At 56.4% G+C, this 18,182-nt stretch carries 19 protein-coding genes; 13 read left to right on the top strand and 6 right to left on the bottom strand.

What is annotated here, in order from left to right; genetic code table 11:
* Positions 1–37 precede the first annotated feature (37 nt).
* The 5 genes from RBB76_RS23325 (at position 38) to RBB76_RS23305 (ending at position 4,697) form a co-directional block, all read left to right on the top strand.
* A complete protein-coding gene (locus RBB76_RS23325) occupies positions 38–895 on the top strand; it encodes an acetyl-CoA carboxylase carboxyltransferase subunit alpha (protein ID WP_429630719.1) in 858 nt (285 codons plus the stop codon).
* A 31-nt stretch (positions 896–926) separates the two neighbouring features.
* Positions 927–1,961 carry a CPBP family intramembrane glutamic endopeptidase gene (locus RBB76_RS23320; RefSeq protein WP_429630721.1) on the top strand — a complete coding sequence of 345 codons (1,035 nt, stop codon included), beginning with the start codon at positions 927–929 and terminating at the stop codon, positions 1,959–1,961.
* A gap of 130 nt (positions 1,962–2,091) precedes the next feature.
* Positions 2,092–3,201, top strand: a complete 1,110-nt coding sequence (locus tag RBB76_RS23315; protein WP_429630723.1) for a hypothetical protein — start codon at positions 2,092–2,094, stop codon at positions 3,199–3,201.
* Positions 3,202–3,402: 201 nt separating this feature from the next.
* Positions 3,403–3,582 carry a hypothetical protein gene (locus RBB76_RS23310; RefSeq protein WP_020713649.1) on the top strand — a complete coding sequence of 60 codons (180 nt, stop codon included), beginning with the start codon at positions 3,403–3,405 and terminating at the stop codon, positions 3,580–3,582.
* Between the two features lie 206 nt (positions 3,583–3,788).
* Positions 3,789–4,697, top strand: a complete 909-nt coding sequence (locus tag RBB76_RS23305; RefSeq protein ID WP_429630725.1) for a dimethylarginine dimethylaminohydrolase family protein — start codon at positions 3,789–3,791, stop codon at positions 4,695–4,697.
* Between the two features lie 181 nt (positions 4,698–4,878).
* Here RBB76_RS23305 and pyrF read toward each other — a convergent pair whose 3' ends face one another.
* Positions 4,879–5,598 carry an orotidine-5'-phosphate decarboxylase gene (gene pyrF / locus RBB76_RS23300; protein ID WP_429630727.1) on the bottom strand — a complete coding sequence of 240 codons (720 nt, stop codon included), beginning with the start codon at positions 5,596–5,598 and terminating at the stop codon, positions 4,879–4,881.
* A 248-nt stretch (positions 5,599–5,846) separates the two neighbouring features.
* Positions 5,847–6,401 carry a hypothetical protein gene (locus RBB76_RS23295; protein ID WP_429630729.1) on the bottom strand — a complete coding sequence of 185 codons (555 nt, stop codon included), beginning with the start codon at positions 6,399–6,401 and terminating at the stop codon, positions 5,847–5,849.
* A gap of 210 nt (positions 6,402–6,611) precedes the next feature.
* Here RBB76_RS23295 and RBB76_RS23290 point away from each other — a divergent pair, with 210 nt between their 5' ends.
* Together RBB76_RS23290 and htpG are read left to right on the top strand one after the other, a co-directional pair.
* On the top strand, positions 6,612–8,756 hold the full coding sequence (locus RBB76_RS23290) for a winged helix-turn-helix domain-containing protein (RefSeq protein ID WP_429630731.1): 2,145 nt from the start codon (positions 6,612–6,614) through the stop codon (positions 8,754–8,756).
* A gap of 69 nt (positions 8,757–8,825) precedes the next feature.
* Positions 8,826–10,691: a molecular chaperone HtpG gene (gene htpG, locus RBB76_RS23285; protein ID WP_429630733.1), complete on the top strand. Its 1,866-nt coding sequence runs from the start codon at positions 8,826–8,828 to the stop codon at positions 10,689–10,691.
* A gap of 62 nt (positions 10,692–10,753) precedes the next feature.
* Here the strand turns inward: htpG and RBB76_RS23280 are convergent, their stop codons facing one another.
* From RBB76_RS23280 to RBB76_RS23270, 3 genes are all read right to left on the bottom strand, one after another.
* Entirely contained in the window at positions 10,754–11,509 is a 756-nt protein-coding gene (locus RBB76_RS23280; protein ID WP_429630735.1) for an anti-sigma factor family protein, read from the bottom strand.
* Entirely contained in the window at positions 11,493–12,035 is a 543-nt protein-coding gene (locus tag RBB76_RS23275; RefSeq protein WP_429630737.1) for a sigma-70 family RNA polymerase sigma factor, read from the bottom strand. The genes RBB76_RS23280 and RBB76_RS23275 overlap by 17 nt, the downstream gene beginning before the upstream one ends.
* Before the next feature lie 616 nt (positions 12,036–12,651).
* Positions 12,652–13,101, bottom strand: coding sequence for a group II truncated hemoglobin (locus tag RBB76_RS23270; RefSeq protein WP_429630739.1), 450 nt, complete (start codon positions 13,099–13,101; stop codon positions 12,652–12,654).
* A gap of 93 nt (positions 13,102–13,194) precedes the next feature.
* Between RBB76_RS23270 and RBB76_RS23265 the strand changes: the two genes are divergently transcribed.
* The 6 genes from RBB76_RS23265 (at position 13,195) to thiS (ending at position 16,794) form a co-directional block, all read left to right on the top strand.
* Complete coding sequence (locus RBB76_RS23265) at positions 13,195–13,794, top strand: isochorismatase family cysteine hydrolase (RefSeq protein ID WP_429630740.1); 600 nt, start codon at positions 13,195–13,197, stop codon at positions 13,792–13,794.
* A 107-nt stretch (positions 13,795–13,901) separates the two neighbouring features.
* Positions 13,902–14,201, top strand: coding sequence for an ArsR/SmtB family transcription factor (locus RBB76_RS23260; protein WP_429630742.1), 300 nt, complete (start codon positions 13,902–13,904; stop codon positions 14,199–14,201).
* A 92-nt stretch (positions 14,202–14,293) separates the two neighbouring features.
* Complete coding sequence (locus tag RBB76_RS23255; RefSeq protein ID WP_429630744.1) at positions 14,294–15,043, top strand: SDR family NAD(P)-dependent oxidoreductase; 750 nt, start codon at positions 14,294–14,296, stop codon at positions 15,041–15,043.
* Between the two features lie 98 nt (positions 15,044–15,141).
* On the top strand, positions 15,142–15,945 hold the full coding sequence (gene thiD, locus RBB76_RS23250) for a bifunctional hydroxymethylpyrimidine kinase/phosphomethylpyrimidine kinase (RefSeq protein ID WP_429630746.1): 804 nt from the start codon (positions 15,142–15,144) through the stop codon (positions 15,943–15,945).
* A 246-nt stretch (positions 15,946–16,191) separates the two neighbouring features.
* On the top strand, positions 16,192–16,548 hold the full coding sequence (locus RBB76_RS23245; RefSeq protein WP_429630748.1) for a hypothetical protein: 357 nt from the start codon (positions 16,192–16,194) through the stop codon (positions 16,546–16,548).
* A 27-nt stretch (positions 16,549–16,575) separates the two neighbouring features.
* Positions 16,576–16,794 (top strand): sulfur carrier protein ThiS, encoded by a 219-nt coding sequence (gene thiS, locus RBB76_RS23240; RefSeq protein ID WP_429630750.1) that lies wholly within the window; start codon positions 16,576–16,578, stop codon positions 16,792–16,794.
* Here the strand turns inward: thiS and RBB76_RS23235 are convergent.
* A complete protein-coding gene (locus RBB76_RS23235; protein ID WP_429630752.1) occupies positions 16,770–17,978 on the bottom strand; it encodes a glycosyltransferase family 4 protein in 1,209 nt (402 codons plus the stop codon). The genes thiS and RBB76_RS23235 overlap by 25 nt on opposite strands.
* Between the last annotated feature and the right edge of the window lie 204 nt (positions 17,979–18,182).

Here is an 18,182-nt window from a genome sequence, read left to right as displayed (position 1 = left end):
CAATCGTTATAGGAAATCAGCGAAGCATACCTAGACAATGGCAGAACACGAGACCGGAAGAACAGCGCATTCCCAGGCAGTATCCGCACCAACTCCCGAAGCGTGGAAAAAGACGGAGCTGGCGCGGCACCCCCAGCGCCCCTACCCGATGGACTTCATCGCAGCATTGTTTACCGACTTCAGCGAGATCCATGGCGACCGTGCCTTTGGCGATGACGCGGCGATGAGCTGTGGCATGGCGCTGTTTCATGGCGAACCGGTGATGGTGATCGGAAATCTGAAGGGGCGCACATTAAAGGAGCGGGTCGCACGAAAGTTTGGCAGCCCTGATCCTGAGGGATACCGCAAGGCTCTGCGGGCAATGAAGATTGCAGAGAAATTTGGACGGCCAGTCTTTACCTTTATGGACCTTGCGGGGGCCTATCCCGGAATTGGAGCGGAAGAACGCGGCCAGGCCGAAGCGATTGCGCGAAACCTGCTGGAGATGTCGAGGTTGAGAGTTCCTACGATAGCGACCATCACAGGGGAAGGCGGCTCTGGCGGAGCTTTGGCGCTGGCCGTTGCCGATCGGGTGCTGATGCTCGAAAATGCGATCTATTCGGTCATCTCACCAGAGGCCTGTGCGTCGATCATGTGGAAAGACGCAAGCAAGAAGCAGCAGGCTGCTGCGGCTTTGAAATATACAGCAGTAGACGTCAAACTTCTTGGCTGTGTCGACGAAGTACTGCCGGAGCCATGGGGGGGGACCCAGAACGATCCCGAGGCTGCGATGGTATTAGTCGACGAAAGACTGCAGGATCATCTTACGACTCTTCGTGATCTACCGCTCGATACGCTATTGGAGCAGCGCTACACCAAGTTTCGTAATATCGCGCAGTTTTACACCACCGCTTAGCGGTGTACGACCGTTTCTGGAGTAGCCAGCGTTGCAAGCCATCAATTCGACACATTCAGGCCGCTCTGAGCGCACCTTGCAGCTGGCGCTCTTCTTAACATCTGCGACCTGGTTTCTCGCCTCGGATGTGCTGGCGGGGCGCGCAGCGCGTGGTATTTCGGGGCGGCTCAATATCGACGCCGCACGGCCATTGCTTGAAGCGTTTTTTCTTATCTTTTTGCTGGCGGTCGGATTCTCAATCTTACAGGCGATTGCACATCGAAGCTCCAGTCTCCGCGACGTCCTTGGTCTGCCAAAGCGAGCGACTTCGCTGCGAGAGTGGATTTTTGGGGTAGCTTTGGGTTGGGGCTGTGTCGTGTTGGCCGTTCTTCCGATGGCCTTGATGGGGAAGTTGGATGTCGAGTTGTGGGTGCAACCGCGAGCGGTCTGGCTGCTGGTTTTGAATCTTGGAACCCTCGTGATCGGAGCTCTGGCTGAGGAGATCGCATTTCGGGGCTACCCTTTCCGTCGTTTGATTGAAGCGGTTGGACCGGTCGCGGCGACCATCGGGATGTCGCTTCTGTTTGGGCTCGGACACGCTCTGAATCCTGGCGCGACCTGGACAAGTGTTTTCGTGACGATGTTGGCTGGTCTGCTTCTCTCAGTAGCTTGGCTGCGGACACATGGGCTCTGGCTCCCCTGGGGGTTGCATTTCGCCTGGAATGCGAGCATTGGGATATTGTTTGGCCTTCCAATCAGCGGAATCAATGACTTCGCGAGTGTGGTGCAGACGCGGGCCGTGGGCCCTCATTGGCTGACTGGCGGTGGTTACGGACCCGAAGGCGCGGGATTCACCGCGATTGTGCTGCTGGTTGGAGTTGTGGTCCTGGTGAGGATCACACGCGATTACGCATGGGATTACACACATAAGCCGATTGTTGCGCGTGGATATGCCTTGGAGGTTCAGCCACCTCCGGCTCATGTGGCGATGGAGCAACAGGCACCGTCAGCTGCTGCAACTTCGTTGGTCCAGATTTTGCCGGTGACGTCGCAGACTCGTTCGGCTGGGGATGAGCCTAAGCTTTAACTAAATCGACCACTGTTTTTCATTCCGGGACACTTTTGCCGATTTCAAGTGGTCTGGTCGAAATTTCGTAAAGCAGCTCTTGTCAAAAGGGGAAGAGAAGGCGCAAGCTGTTGTTATCTGAGGTGCTTCAATGGCACTCTTTCAACACAGATCGGCCCTCCTCATAGGTCTCCTAGCGTTGTCGTTGAAGACGGCTCATAGTCAGGTCTTTGTCGTCGGGGAAGGTACTGCGACTGCTGACATCTCCACGGATTTTTCTCCTACGCATGTCTCGCTTCCAGATACTGTGATGACTGAGCGTGGGCGCCGGGAATTGGTTAGAAACCTCGAGGCAGAACAGGGATTCGCTCATCGCGCACTGCCCGTGAGCGCGGCCGTGACGCTTCGCGCGAATGGACCGATTAGCCCTGGGGGCGCCGACTACAGGAAGCTGATCTACCAGAAGGGCGAGGCTGCGGCATTAGGCGACCGCGTGATCATTACGTCGCTGGAGATCAAACCGGATCGAATTGTGCTCGATCTTAATGGCGGACCATATGCGAAACACCGCTTTCTAAGCCATGTTCAGATCAATGACGCGCCGGTGACGCAAACGAACGGGCAGGCGGCTACCGGCTCGCGAATTACGCTGATCTTCGAAGGACATGTCCCAGAAATCTCCGCGCCTGAGGTAAAAGCGCTGTTGGAGCCGGTGATCGATTTCGGAGTGAAGACCTCGGAGCAGGCTTATGCGGATACACTGCCGTCTGCGTTGAAAGAAGCAATCGCTGCACATGAAGTTTTGGTGGGAATGAATCATCGGATGGTGCTGGCTGCGTTGGGCGCTCCCGAAAACAAAGTGCGTGAACAGCCCAGCGGCGATGCGAACGGAGCCCGATACGAAGAGTGGATCTACGGGCACGTTCCGCAGACGATTCGATTTGTGCGGTTTGTGGGAGATCGCGTGACCGTTGTGGAGATTGCGGCGTTAGGTAAGCCTGTCGAGATTCACGACAAAGACGAGATGGGTGGATACAACTCGACGGAGACTCGTGAGGTCGCGATGGGGGACAATCCCAAGGATGGAGAGGGAAAGAAAAGTTCACCGCCTACGCTCCTGAAGCCTGGAGAAGCGGCGTCAACTGGCAGCTCGAATAATAAAGTTCAGTTCCCTGATGACAACAAGGGGGGATCGTCGCAGCCAACTTCCTCCGGTCAGCCGCCTTCGAATAATCTCGCCTTGGCGCAACATTCACTCTAAGGCCTGCGTCGTGTAGACTTGTAGGAGAGCTTTAATCGCAGTTCTTCTCCTCCGATTCCCGCCGTGGTTCGTCCCGGACAATCATTACGAGAAGTACCGGATGATGAGGTTTTGCTTGCCCGCAAGGGGAAAAGCCAATCGAAACATCCGACGCGTGAGCCGAGATATTCGAGAACGTTCGTATTAGGGAGAGCATGCATTATGGCGAAGATTGCCAAGACCGGCGACCGAAAGAAGGTCATGGATACTAACAAGAGCACGGATTGCCCGAAGTGCTCCAAACCAACTCGCATCGTGAAGCGCGTGAAGGACCGTGAACGCGGTACTCCTGGCGGGGTGTATATTTCCTGCTCGGCGTGCGATTTCTTTGAGAAACTCTAAGCGAGTAATTTCGCAAACTATACAGGACGAAGAGCCCCGCGTGGGCTCTTCGTCGTGTCTGGGCCTGTATTTTGTGTTGCTTGCGGACGTGTTGAAAATTGCGACCAGCTTTGCACCAAAGTTGTACCTAGAATTTACCCGCGAAGACTTGACGATTGCTGCTTGAGACGGGCAGACTCGACGCTGGAAAGTAGGAACCCCGTTTTATGATGACCAGCTCGTCTGCACTTACCTCCTCTGCCTTTGCACCTCTCCCACATTTCAATCGCCCAACATTTCTCATGTGTCCGCCTGAGTTCTATGACGTGAACTACGTCATAAACCCATGGATGGCGGGGAATCTGCATCAGCCGTCCCGGGATGCTGCGTTTATGCAGTGGAAGAATCTGTACCGGCAGCTGCAGCGGGTGGCGGATGTGCGGCTTTTGCATGCGCGGGAAGGGTCGCCGGATATGGTGTTTGTGGCGCATGCAGCGGTGGTGCAGCACGGAGTTGCGGCAGTGTCGAGCTTCACTCATCCGCAGCGGCAGACGGAGGAGCGGCATCTGCGGAAGTGGTTGCAGGACGCGGGTTTTCTGCTGTGGGATACGCCGCGGGAGACCTGCTTCGAAGGGGAAGGCGATGCGCTTTTCGACGCTAATGGCGGCCATCTATGGGCTGCGCATGGGGTTAGGACCTGCCGGCATAGCCACAAGCATGTGGCGGATGCGTGGCATACGCGTGTGACTTCGCTGCACCTGGTGGACCCGCGGTTTTATCACCTGGATTTGTGCTTTGCTCCGCTGGCTGGAGGGTATCTGCTGTACTTTCCGGGGGCGTTTGATGCAGCATCGCTCAAGAAGATCGAAGCGGCGTATGGGGTAGATAAAAGGATTGTTCTCAGTGAGTTAGAAGCTACTCAGTTTGGCTGCAATGTTATCAATGTCGGGCGAGAGATCTTGATGGGGTTGGTGGAGACGGATCTGGCTAAGCGATTGATGGAGCGCGGCTTCGATGTGACAGAGATGCCGCTGAGCGAGTTTCAGCGGGGCGGTGGGTCGGCGAAGTCGCTGGCGCTGCGGTTGAGTGATTCGGAGCTGGCTTCGGGAACGGTTGGGGTGGAGTCGGCTACCTAAATTTTGGTTTTCGCCGGAGTTTTTTTTCTGACGTGGTGCCACAGCGTTTTTGCTGGGGGTTTCGCAGAAAAACGCGTTTTCGGCGTGGTGTTTTGGTGGTGTGATCGTGGTGATTTGTGTGGCTGACGTGGTGTTTTGACAGCGCACTTTTTGTCGACTAAAAATACGCCAACTTTCCCAACTATTTTTTCAGTGAGGTTTCGGACTGGGCTATCTCGCTGAGGATATCCTCGGCGGCTGCTGCCGGGTCTTTGGCCTGCGTGATGGGGCGGCCTATGACCAACATGGAGGCTCCCTGAGCGATGGCCTGGGCTGGGGTGGCGATGCGCTTCTGATCGTCGATGGCGGCGCCTGCGGGGCGGATTCCGGGGATTACCAGGAGGGTTTGAGGGCCTGTGGCTGCGCGGACCGCGGCGACCTCTTCGGCGGAGCAGACGAAGCCGTCGATGCCGGATTGTCTGGCAAGCTTTGCGAGCTTGAGTACCTGTTCGGCGGGGGAGGCTGTGATGCCTGTGGCTGCGAGTTGGGCGTCGTCCATGCTGGTGAGGACCGTGACGGCGAGGAGGCGAGGGGATCCGGGGGCTTTGGCGGCTTCGGCGGCGGCGGTCATCATGGCGGGGCCTCCGCTGGCGTGGATGGTCAGGAGGCTTGCTCCGGCTTTCGTAGCAGACCGGACTGCACCGGCTACAGTGTTGGGGATATCGTGGAGTTTCAGGTCGAGGAAGACGTCGAAGCCACGATCTCGTAGTTGGCGGATGATGTCGTTGCCGGCTGCGTAGTAGAGTTCCATGCCGACTTTGAACCATTGGCAGGTTTGGCCGAGGGAGTCGACTAGTTTCATGGCTTGATAGGCGTCTGGGTGGTCGAGGGCTACGGCGAGGCGGTCTTTGGGGTCGAGCATCAAACTAGTTTAACTTTTGTGCCCTTTTGATGGGGGAATAAAGTTGGAGTGTGATTGGGTGTGCGTCGCGGTTGCGTGCGCCGAGTTCGATTAGCGAATGCCATTGATGTAACGGAGCTGCATGAATGGGCATACAGCTCCGAGAAGCCGCACTCAACTTCTTCATCGTTTCTCGATGAGTTATTTTGGCGGGCATTTTACGATACGGTCGATGTGCACCCTAACTGACCAGCACTTGGAATGTCCCTCTATGGAGCATTAGTCGGCTTTCGATACGTTGCACATAGCGGAGCAATCCCTCGCCGCAGGTCCAATCCGTACTTCTCTACGAGCTTCTCCTGGAATTCTCCACATATTGCGTGGCCCAACTCATGCGTGACCGCGTAATCGAGGATGCTTCCGGGTGGCAGTCCAAATCTGCGCGCGACCATTGCCTGTCGAGAGTCCACTGTTTCAAAGAGTTCCTCTTCGAAGACGGTGACGCGAGCGCCCAGCTCGCTAAATGCGGGCGATTCAGGATCGCCGCCCAATTGTTTTATCGTCTGCCTCCAGTGTGCTGAACCTGCGAGCACGAATGTCCACTGGCCAATTCTTTCGGTTGGATATCTTTCGAGAACCTTTGCCAGCAAAGCGGCGCCAGTCAGACAGCGTGATGGGTCGTAGTCCGTTGTGCAGGAGAAAGAGAGGGCGGGCGAAAGAGAGGGAGGACGGTTCGGAAGGTCTATCGGCTGAATCTTGATTGAGGTCGTTTGTGCATTGAGCAAAGAGGCCCAGAGAAAAATCAAGGCAGAGAAGAGCTTCATGGCGGATCCTCGTCGGTACCCGCCTACGTTGCTCGCTTCGACCTGCTACCTCAATGCAAGGCAGGTCAAATGTGTGTCATTCAATAAAGTTTGTCTTATTACTGAGATAGCGGTGTTGTGATGTCTCGGCAGGGTCGACAACTTCTCTAAGTGCGTGACCCTATCCTCAGGAGAAGCTCAAAATGATAAACTTCGCTCGACAGGTGAGCCATGGCCGACCGCGCAGAGGTCTCGGGCTCAATACGGTTCGCTCCATTTGAGCTGGTGCTCGAACCGGAAGAGTTGCGCAGGAATGGAATACGGGTCAAGGTGTCTGGGCAGGCACTTCAGGTCCTTATTGTTCTGGCCTCGGAACCTGGACGACTCGTCACTCGGGAACACCTTCATAAGGTACTCTGGCCGGCGACGTCATTCGGCGATTTCGAGCACGGCCTGAACGCTGCCGTGAATCGACTGCGAGAGATTCTTGGCGACTCCGCCGTGAATCCTAAATACATCGAGACAATCCCGCGGCAAGGCTATCGATTTATCGCTGCGACGAATGTCGAAGGCGATCAGGTGACGTCACTTCCGCCTGTTGCTTCGACTGAACCTCCGAGACCGCCTGCAAAGCAACCTCTTCGAAGGTGGTGGATTGCGTTGGGCATCGCGGCATGTATCCTTATGGGCCTGGTAGGCCTTCGACTTAAGACCAGGTTTGAGGAAGCGTCACGCCTGTTGAGGATTCAGCGTCTCGCAATTGTTCCGTTTACATCACTGCCAGGGAATGTGACCTCGCCTGCCTTTTCTCCGGATGGAAGCGAGGTCGCATTCGGGTGGGACGGTGAGACGAATGGTGCCGGATACGATCTCTATGTGAAGGTGATTGGTTCCGAGAACCCATTGCGCATCACTCGGCATCCGTCGGAAAAACTATCGGTAGCATGGTCGCCGGCTGGGCACGCCATCGCGATCAGCCGCGTTTCAAAAGAGGGGGCTTCGGGTATCTTCCTCGTTCCACCGACCGGCGGGCCGGAACGGAAGATTTATTCTCGAAGCTCGACGTACTGGGGTGGGAATGAACTCAGCTGGTCTTCTGACGGCAAGTATCTCGCTTTCACGGATCACCCGGAAACCACCTACCAATCGATCATCCTTTATCTGCTTTCGATGAGCACATTGCAGGCGACGCCAGTGAAGACGGACTGCAAGGTTTCCGCCGTACCTTCCTTTGCCCCAAAAGGTGAACTGCTGGCATGGGTTTGTTTGGATAAGTGGGGAAGCGATTCTTTACGTCTACTGAATTTGGGCGATGGAACCACCACAGAGCTACTGAAGGGACATGAATTGATCAACGGCATCGCCTGGTCGAGAGGTGGCGACAGCATCCTTTTCAGTTCCCCCGCGATTGGAGGGGGTCTTTGGGAAGTTGGCCTGACTCACCCGGAGCGAGCGCAAAGACTACCGATTGGACATGACGTTTCGGATGTAGCCGTCAGTTCGTCCGGCCACCGGCTTGTCTATTTGCAAAGCTCGACCAATACCAATATCTGGCAGCTTGATCTTCAAGGATCTCCAGCGCATGCGCACAAGCTAATAGCCTCCTCGGCGGAACAGGAATCAGCCAGCATCTCGCCGGATGGCAGAAGAATAACGTTCGAGTCTGACCGCAGCGGAGCACTTGAAATTTGGGTCTGCGATGCTGACGGATCCAACGTCCTCCAACTGACCTCCTTCGGTGTTATTTCGACTGGCACGCCACGCTGGTCTCCCGACGGAGGTTTAATCGCTTTTGACTCACGACTAGGTGGCGAATCGAACCTCTACACAGTCGATCCGGCGGGAGGCATTCCAGCCAAACTCAACATCGATGTATCCGACAACTCTATGCCAAGCTGGTCACCAGATGGTAAGTGGATCTATTTCATGCAGGGTGATGACACTGGCCAACCTTCCGTCTGGAGGGTACCGTCGCAGGGCGGTCATGCTGTGCAGCTTGCGAGCGCTCCAGCAGCCACGCCTCTGGTGTCACCTGACGGTCAATATGTCTACTTCTTCCGAAACAAGAAGCTCTGGCGCATGATGCCAGATGGCTCTTCGCCCGAAGAGGTAAAAGGCATGCCGGAGCTAAGCTTTCAAGGTACTGAATGGTTTCCATCCAAAGCGGGAATCTATTTCATGTCGCACGAGAACGGCAAGACGACGATCGAGCTGTACGACACCAGAACTCAAAGGATCAGCCCTATCTTCTCTCTCGAGAAGCCCCCTCCGTATTGGATCGGCGCAATGCCGGTTTCTCCGGATGGTAAGTGGTTGCTGTTCCCACAAGTCGACGGGCATTCCAGCAATCTGATGATGGTTGAAAACATGCAGTAGAGACCGGGCTATGCTGTGCTGTCTGCCACCCCTCGTCTTTGGCTGTGGTTTTGGCGATAATAGAGTTCTATGTCGAAACGTGAATTTCAAACTGAAGTTAGTCAGCTGCTGCAACTGATCATCCACTCGCTTTACTCTCACCCTGAGATTTTTCTTCGTGAACTGGTGTCGAACTCGTCCGATGCGCTGGATAAGCTGCGTCATTTGACGCTGACCGATGACGCGTATAAGTCGCTGCCGTTTAACCCGCGCATTGATCTTGAGCTTGATGAGGAGAAGAAGACTCTGACGATCAGCGATACGGGGATCGGGATGAATGAGGAGGATCTGACTTCGAACCTGGGTACGATTGCGCGGTCGGGGACGAAGAACTTTTTGTCTCAACTGTCGGGCGATGCGAAGAAAGATTCGAATCTGATTGGGCAGTTTGGGGTTGGGTTCTATAGCGTGTTTATGGTCGCGGACAAGGTTGAGGTGGTATCGCGCAAAGCTGGAGAAGATCGGGCCTGGCGTTGGGTTAGCGATGGGAAGTCCGGATTTGATATTGAACCTGCGGAGCGGCCGGTTGCCGGGACTACGGTGGTGATTCACTTCAACGAGGAAGGGAAGCAGTACGCGAATAGCTGGCGGTTGCAGGAGATTGTGAAGAAGTACTCCAACCACATCGCGTTTCCGATCTTTCTGACTTACGACAAGAGTGAGTGGAACGAAGCGGAGAAGAAGTCGAATAAGGTTCGGACTACGGAGCAGGTGAATGCTGCCAGTGCGCTGTGGCGACGTCCGAAGAGTGAGTTGACGGATGAGGATTACAAGGAGCTCTACAAGTCGGTTTCGGGGGGATGGGATGATCCGCTGTTCTGGTTCCATACCAAGGCCGAGGGGAGTCTCGAGTACACGACGCTGTTTTACATTCCGGCGAAGGCTCCGTTGGATCTGTACCACGCTGAATATAAGGTTGGCGTGAAGCTGTATGTGAAGCGCGTCTTCATCATGGATGATGCGAAGGAGTTGCTGCCGACGTACCTGCGGTTTGTGCGGGGAATTATCGACAGCGAAGATCTTCCGCTCAACGTGAGCCGTGAGATTCTGCAGCAGAATAAGGTGCTGACGAGTATTCGCACGGCTAGCGTGAAGAAGATTCTTTCTGAGTTGAAGAATGTTGCTACGAATCAGCCGGAGAAGTACCTGGAGTTTATTACGGAATATAACCGTCCATTGAAAGAAGGGATCTACGGGGACTTTGCGAATCGCGACGCTTTGTTAGAGCTGGTTCGTTTCAAGTCGACGAAGGTGGAAGGATTAACCAGTCTCGCCGATGTGAAGTCGCGGATGAAGGAAGATCAGAAGAGCATCTACTACATCACGGGCGGAGCGGAGACGCTGCTGCGGACTTCTCCTTTGCTTGAGATTTATAAGAAGAAGGACGTTGAGGTTCTGATTCTCGATGATGACTTCGATGAGGTCATCTTCTCTGGTGTGGAGAAGTATGGAGAGATCGATCTGAAGGCTGTGAATAAATCTTCGACGAGTGAGGATTTGAAGAGCGAGGAAGAGCCTGGTAAAGCGGAGGATTTGAAGCCGTTGCTGGAGATGTTGAAGAAGACGCTTGGCGATCGCGTGAAGGATGTGCGGGCGTCGGTGCGGCTTGCGGATAGTCCTTCGTGCATTGTCTCGGATGAAGAGGAACCGTCGCTGAAGATGCAGCAGATGATGCGGGCGATGGGGCAGAAGGATATTCCTGCGCTGAAGCCTACGCTGGAGATTAATCCGGATCACGAGATTGTGAAGAAGCTGCTGGCGCGGTCGGATGACTCGGTGGCACAGGATGCGGCTTGGTTGCTGTTTGATCAGGCGCTGCTGATGGAGGGGGTTGCGATTCCTGATCCGGCGGCGTTTGTTCAGCGGCTTAATCGTGTGCTGAATCTTTCTGTTTAGTTCGGGTGGCGGTTGTTTGTATATGCAACCGCCACTGTTACTTATCGATTGCTGCAACGCTCTTAGGTGTTTGCCTGCTTGAGTGATTGTGCGAGTCTTTCGATTTCGGTTGCGTCTACGTCACCGATGACGAGGAATCGCAGGCCGTTAGACTGCCAGGTTTCGACGGTGAAGGCGTTGTGAGCGCTGGCTTCGGTGGAAGCAGGGAAGGGCAGAGTCTGGCCGGGCGATGCCTGGAAGATCAGAACAGAGATCTTGTGCTGACGCATGGCGACGATGAGTTGTGCGCCCGGTTGCTGATGAAGATAGACGACACGGCCGCCTAGCAGGGTGAACTCTGTCCCGGCCAGCTCTGGCACGTTGAAGGAGAATGGGATTCTACCCTGAAACCAGGGTTTTACGGTGTGGCGGTCGGTTGAGATGACGTCGAGAGGATTGGTGCTGGCGAGGGCGTTGACGTGGAGATCGGCGACTTCGCTGAACGCGTCCTGGCGACGGGAGTGTTGGGTCCAGGTGAAGGCTAGGAGAAGCGTTGCTGCGAGTGCGAGAGCCGCTGGGATGAAGCGAAGCACGTTTAGATGAGGGCGGCGGGGTGGAGCGACCTGCTGTTGCAGCTTTTTCCTGAACTCGAGTGTGGGAGCGTGGTGGCCGCGGGCTGCGCGAAGACCGTTTTTCAGCCTCGTCAGTTCGGCTATCTCGATGGCACACTGGGGGCAGGTCGCGATGTGTTCGTGCATTGCTGGGATCTGATCGGGCGCGAGTTCGCCGTCGAGGTAAGAGGCCAGGGTGATGGGGTTTTGATCACAGGGTACGGGCATTGATAGGCCTCCCCAACGGATTTGTTTTCTGTGGTTGTCGCAGGGCAGTGCGAGCGCGCGAGAGACGTGACATCACTGTTCCGATGGGCACGTCCAGGACTTGCGCGATCTCTCGGTAGGAGAGTTCCTCAACTTCGCAGAGGAGGATGATCTCGCGGTACGAGACGGGGAGCGCGGCGAGGGCATTCAGGACGGTCTGTTGATCCTCCTGCTTGAGGAGTAGAAGTTCGGGGGTGATGGTGTGTGCGGTCACGTCATTGCCCTGCGCCTCCTCCTCTTCGAGCGAAGAGGTGTTTTGCGCGGCCAATCCGGTGCGCGAGGTGTGGAATGTGTTTCGGAGGATGCGATACATCCAGGCTCTCAGATTGGTGCCTTGCTGGAAAGAACGGAATCCCTTGAGGGCTTTCGCGTAGGTCTCCTGTACCAGGTCCTCGGCGTCTGCGCGGTCGCCGGTGAGCCAGTGAGCGAAGTTATAAAGCTGATCGAACAGCGGCATTGCGAGCTGCTCGAAGAACTCAGGATTCATCCCTCTCCTTCTTTGCGGGCCGTGTTGACATTCTATTTGCCTGAGGCTGCTTTGAGGAAGCGGATGATGTCAGCGCGTTCGTCAGGTTTTGGGACTTGAAATTCCATGTCGTTATCGGAGACGAGAGAGTCGGGATCGGTGAGCCATTTGTTGAGCCTCTCGTCGGTCCATGTGATTTGTGAGGATTTGAGTGCTGATGAGTATTTGAATGTGGGAGTGCTTCCGGCTTTGGCTGCGTAGGCGTGGGGGCCTTCGCGGTCCTAATCGAGGGAATGACAGCCTGCGCAGCGCTTTTCGGCGATCAATGCCATCAGGGCTGATCGAACCCTGCTGAGAGTTGGATTGTGACTGAACTTGATCGTAGTGTATTGATGTTCTGCTCATGACAGCTCCTGGGACACAGCGATGTACACCTTGGGAACTGAGCGGAGCGATTTTTATTCCACTTAAAGTTTTCGAGGATGGCGTGAGTTTTTCTTCGTCTTCGATCCCGGGGAGCAAAGACGAAATGCTGGGGGCTCCGCTGCGCTGTTCACGATGAGACTGTCGAAATGACGATGTTTTTTTTGGTGGGAAAGAGGAAAAGCAAGAGCACAGACGAAATGGGTGGGGGGGCTTACGGCTGGAGTCCGTCCCATGACCAGCGTGGGATGCGGAGGCCATTCGGTACGTCGGCGGCGGAGTGGTGATAGCGGGACATCGTTGTTGTGGTGGCCCAGGCGAAGTAGTCGTGCAGCACCTGCCGCAAAGCATCGTCGCTGTCTAGTCCGACGTCGGTCAGGGCCAGGTCGAAACAGGCAATTGCGCGGAGATCCATTTCATCGTGTTCGCCGTTGCCGCTGTGCATCTTGACGACGGTGGTTTCGTCACCGTAGGAGTCGGAATACTCGGTTGGGCCGCCGAGCGCCTCGGCCCAGTAGGCGGCAAGTCGTTCAGTATGCTGGGGGTGGAAGCCGTGACTGAATGCATGAGCGACGACCTCGTCGGCCATCACGCGACGATGCCAGGCATCGGCAAGGCGGTGAAGACCGTCGTTACCACCCGCTGCCTCGAAGACAGTTTGCATTCGTCAATGATCGCAAGCCTTCCGTGTGTGTGCAAGACTGTTTGCGAGGAAATAAGTACCGTTGGAGTTTGAAGCTGTTCCTCGGGAGTGTTCATGTCCATTGCGTTCCGTATTGATCCCGCTCACACTGCTGTGCTCAGCATGGATTGTCAGGCCGGCATCGTCTCCATCTATACACAGGGTGATCAGGCGGCATTTCTTGCGCGTGCTGCTGGCGTCCTGAAGCATGCGCGCGCGTCTCGCGTTACCGTTATCCATGTTAAGGTTGGTTTTCGCCCAGGTCTTCCGGAGGTCAGTTCGGAGAACCAGCTATTTGGTGCGATCAAGGCTTCCCCACAACATCAAAAACTTTTTCAGGAGCCGCTGGGCAGCATCGACCCTGCGCTCGGTCCCGTGGAAGACGAGATTGTTATCACCAAGCATCGCGTTAGCGCCTTCACCGGCACCGATCTCGCTATGATTCTCCGCGCCAACGATCTCGACACGCTGGTCCTCTTTGGCATCTCTACCAGTGGCGTTGTCCTCTCAACGCTTCTTGAGGCCAGCGATGCCGATTTTCGCATCGCCGTTATCAAGGATTGTTGCGCTGACCGCGACGCGGATCTGCACAGTGCGCTCATGGAAAAGCTGTTTCCGTCGCGCGCCACTGTTCTCTCAGCCGCTGACTTTCTCAAGCTCCAGCCTGGTGAGTAAGTTTCGCGGCGTTATCAATGGGTTCGCGTTCGCCAGTGATGCGTTTTTTCGACTCGTTGCTGCGCCGGGTCGCATCGTATAGTCGGAGAGGGATCCTTGGGAAGGCGATGAAGAAGAAAGCGACGAGCAAACGGGTGAGCCTGTCGGAAGAGCAGTTTTACGCGATCGCGCGCGTGCTGGGTGATGCGCGGAGGCTTGGGATTGTGCAGCAGGTTGCGGCTTCGGAGGGGATGGAGTGCAGCGCGTTGCATGTGCATGAGGAGCTCAGCCCGGCGACTGTGTCCCATCATATGAAGGAGTTGAGCGAGGTGGGGCTGGTGGAGATTCGACGGTCCGGGCGGGAGGCGTATCTCTTTTTGTGCCGATCGGTGTTTGATGCTTACGTGAGGCGTCTCGCGTCTCTTTAGTTTTCGATGAATTGGGGAATCTCTGCGGCTCGTCGTGCATCTATTCGGTAGCTGTTGAATAGTTCGATAGATATCGAAATGAGGATTACGAAATGGGAAAGCTTACAGGTAAGGTTGCGGTTGTAACCGGAGCGTCGAAGGGAATTGGCGCAGCCATTGCGAAGGAGTTGGGGGCGCAGGGCGCCTCGGTTGTGGTGAATTACGCATCGAGCAAAGACGGCGCTGACAAGGTTGTTGCCGAGATTACCAAGGCCGGGGGCAAGGCGATCGCTGTGGGCGGCAGCGTTGCGAAGGCCGCAGAGATCGAGTCGCTTTTTGCTGAGACGAAGAAGGCTTATGGCAAGCTGGATATTTTGGTGAACAACGCCGGCGTGTATGAGTTCGCTCCGCTGGAGGGGATCACCGAAGAGGCGATCGAAAAGATGTATGGCATCAATGTCAGGGGGTTGCTGCTTGCCACTAAGGCGGGTGTGGCTCTGTTTCCACCAGAGGGCGGCAACGTGATCAATATCGGATCGGTCGCGAGTGACCAGACGCCTCCGATGTCGGCTGCGTACAGTGGCACGAAAGGCGCAGTCGATGCGATCACGCGTGTGCTGGCCAAAGAACTGGGGCCGAAGAAGATTCGCGTCAACGCAGTGAATCCTGGGCCTATCGTCACTGAGGGGTTCAAGTCGGCGGGAGTTGAGGGAAGCGACTTCGAGAAGGCGATGCTGCAGAGCACACCGCTCGGCCGTATTGGCCTGCCGGACGATGTCGCCAAGGTGGTTGCATTTATCGCTTCCGACGATGCGGGTTGGGTGACCGGTTCGCTGCTGCAAACTGCAGGCGGGTTGCGATAACGTCGACTTGTTAGAGGCGCTCCTAGCCAGTTATCTGGTTGGGAGCGCTTTTGTTTTTCGGTGTGCGGGATGTGCTTCCTTTATGCTGGGAGGCGACGATGCAGACAGTTTTGACGATTGCCGGGTTCGATCCCTCTTCGGGCGCTGGTGTGACGGCCGACCTGATGGTGTTTGCAGCGCATGGGCTGTTTGGGACTTCGTGCATTACGAGCCTTACAGTGCAGTCGACAGTGGGGGTGCAGGCGAGTACGCCGGTGGCGGCGGAGACGGTGCGGGCTACACTCGACTGTCTGGAGAGCGACCTGCCGGCGGAGGGGATCAAGATTGGGATGCTGGCTACGGCGGGGAACGTGGCCGCGGTGGCGGAGTTTCTGGAAAGGCTGCGGGGACACGGGGTGCGGATTCCGGTGGTGCTCGATCCGGTGATGAGGTCGAGCTCGGGCAGGGAACTGCTGGATGCCGAGGGAGTGGGTGTGCTGCGGGAGAGACTGCTGCCGCTGGTGGATTGGGTGACGCCGAATCTGGAGGAGTTGGGGATTCTGGCGGGGCGGATCGTGATGCAGCGTGGGGATATGCCGGAGGCGGCGAGGGATCTGCAGGCGATGGGGAAGGAGTTGAATGTGGTGGCGACGGGAGGGCACCTGAACCCGCCGGACGATCTGCTGATGCGGGCTGGTGGGGAGATGGATTGGCTGCCGGGGGAGCAGATAGTGAGCCGCTCGACGCATGGGACCGGATGTGCGTTTTCGAGTGCGCTGCTGAGCCGTCTGGTGTTTGGGGATGCACCGCTGGACGCGGCGGGGATGGCGAAGCGATATGTGGCGGAGGCGATTCGGACGGCAGAGCCGATGGGCAAGGGGCTGGGGCCTTTGAATCTTCTTTTTCCGTTGCGGGGTAGATAGCGGGCTGAGTGCATTGCGGCGGCGTGCTGAATTGGGAACGGCGGGGGCGTTTGGGTTTTGGGGTGGGTGGTGGAATGAATCAGCCGAGTTAAGTGCTGGATCTACATCGATCGGGTCATTGCGGGGTTCTGTCTGGGCTGTTTCGATAACCCAGAGGGTTCGTGTGTTGAGTCGCGTTGATGGGATATTCCGGATAATGCCGAGGCGGAGGTTCGCCGATAGGGATTAGGACGGAGGATTTGGTTCATGTCCACAGTACCGTTTCCCGGGGTCTTTCGACCCGAACTCGTAGACCGGAGCGCGTCGAGCGTTCCAACTCTTTCGCCGGGGAACCCCGCGCCGAAGAATGCAGACCTGACGATTCATCGGATCACCAGGACACATCATGGTCGTACGCTGCTGACGCTGGGACATGCGGCGGAGTATCTTGCGAACTCTCGGCGGTATTCCATTCAGGCGTTTGACAATAAATCGGACGATGAGGCAATACACATCCTGATGGGGCTGAGCCGCACGGTGTTTGAGGACTTTGCCCAACATCCGGCGTGGACTCGCCGTTTTTGGAATTGGGTTGTCGAGCAGGTAGTGCGGCTGTTGGATTAGCCAAGAGTGCTGCTAGGCTGGAAGGGTATGGCACTTACTCTGATTTTGAACGGCCAGTCCCGCGACTTCGAAGCGCTTCCTGAGTCCGCTAACCTTGAACAACTTGTGGTCGAGCTTGGACTGAAGGGCGACAGGGTGGCGATTGAACATAATGGCGCGATTGCGCCGCGCTCGAACTGGGCTCAGACGGTCTTGAGCGGCGGGGATCGGCTCGAGGTAGTTCATTTTGTCGGTGGTGGGGTGTGAGGGGTTACTTCGTTCGGTGCTTTATTCGCCACGAGGTGCTTTAGGAGGAATTCCCAGCGATCGCCGTAGTCGTCCCAACCGCCGAGAAGCCGGACTCGGCGCAGGGCGGCTTCGCTCATCTGTGATTGAAGGGCGGGATCGTCGGCGAGTCGCTGCATGCGGTCGGTGAGGGCGGCGACATCGCGCACGGGGACTACGAAACCTTCGACGCCACTGGTGAAGAGGTCTTCGCCGCCGGTGTTGGTGGAGCAGAGAACGGGGCAGCCGCAGGCGAGGGCCTGTCCCTGGACGAGTGCGAGACCCTCTTCAATACTGGGAAGGACCATGACGTGACTGGTGCTCATGAGGTGGGCAAGTTGCTCTTGCGGGAGGGCGCCGAGGAACTCGACGTTTTGTTGTGGGAGGCGGTCGAGAACAGTCTTCATGTCGGGGTGGATGGGGCCGGCGAGGCGCAGGCGCTTTGCGGGATGACGAAGCTGGGCGAAGGCCTCGAGGAGGTAGGGAACTCCCTTGCGGAGGGTGACCGAGCCGGCGAAGAGTACCTCGAAGCGATCCCGGGGAGGCTCTCCGGTGCGGGTGAACTTTTCGAGCCGAACGCCGTAGGGGATGACGTGCATCTTGCCGGTGGGTACGCCCATTTCGATGAAAGAGCGGGCGGCGAAGCTGGAGGGGACCGAGATGGCGTCGGAGGAGGCGTAGATCTTTTCTTCGCGGAGGATGTCGCGGATGTCGGTGACTGGGCGGTCGACGTTCCAGCGTTGATATTCCTCGGAGACGATGGTTTCCTGGTATCGCTGATGAGAGGATCCGCGGTCGCAGATGAGGAGGCCTCCGCGGGACTGGACTTCGAGGCCGGTTTTAAGGCTGGAGCCGGAGATGGCGATGACGGCGTCGGGTGTTTCGGCGGTCCGGATTCGGCGGAGGGTCCACTCGTCGAAGGCGAGCGCGTTAGCGTAACTTATTTGATCCATGACCCATGGATGGTGAATGCCAAAGCGTTGCATGAGGATTTCCGGGGTGTGAACCCAAGGGAAGGTTTCGACGATTTCGTGGGGTAGGCCTTCGCGTTTGAGACGTGTCCAGGGAAAGGTGGAATAGATGCGCTGGAGATGGCCACGGCGGTGAAGCTCGCGTGCAAGTTCGAAGTGGTGAAAGACCCCAAAGACCGTTTGGACGATTCTCATAGCGCCGGACGGCGATTGACCTCAGGCTCATCGTAACAAAAGGTCATAGCCTTGCTTGATTCGCTAACAATCTTAAGAATTGTTAAGACGATATTGGCCTCTATAGCGCCCTCCATATAATGGCATGCTACATGCCAAACATCCGAATACTCGTCTCCGTATTTTTCCTGTCTTACTTGCTCTGTGCTCAAGAACTGGTCACTC

It is taken from the genome of Tunturiibacter psychrotolerans (assembly GCF_051013365.1).
Lineage (GTDB): Bacteria > Acidobacteriota > Terriglobia > Terriglobales > Acidobacteriaceae > Edaphobacter > Edaphobacter psychrotolerans_A.
The sequence above is the reverse complement of the archived record's forward strand: the minus strand, read 5'-3'. Positions and strand labels throughout refer to the sequence as shown.